Origin of the sequence: Tessaracoccus sp. OH4464_COT-324, assembly GCF_003932855.1 — a bacterium.
In the GTDB taxonomy this organism is placed as follows: Bacteria; Actinomycetota; Actinomycetes; order Propionibacteriales; family Propionibacteriaceae; genus Arachnia.
On sequence record NZ_RQYZ01000150.1, the window covers coordinates 1 to 351 of the forward strand.

The following is a 351-nucleotide window of genomic DNA, read 5'->3' on the forward strand; positions in this document are numbered from 1 at the left end:
GGCTCAGCCAAAAAACAACATGGATAATTCCTCAAGAAAAACAGCAAGAAGTCATTACTCATAGATATTGGGATCAATGGAGAACTAAGAAGGGAATTGTTGTAGTGGGTCGCCTGCCAGCAGAACAAGCAATGGGTATTGAACAATGGGCAGAAACTCTAGGTTGGGTCATGATAACCGATATCCAGTCTCATGTTAAACCTTCTTTACCCTATGCAGATATTTGGTTAGCTAATCAAACGGTTAAACAAAAACTACTACAAGCAGAAATAGTTATTCAATTTGGTTCAGGCTTTGTTGGTAAGCGAATTAATCAGTTCTTATCTGAATTTAAAGGTGAATATTGGATTA

Annotated in this window: 1 protein-coding gene; it reads left to right on the forward strand. The window is 37.3% G+C overall.

All coding sequences use genetic code 11. The features are described from left to right. A partial coding sequence (locus EII42_RS12530; RefSeq protein ID WP_199729906.1) for a hypothetical protein occupies window positions 1–351 on the forward strand: 351 nt, incomplete at both ends.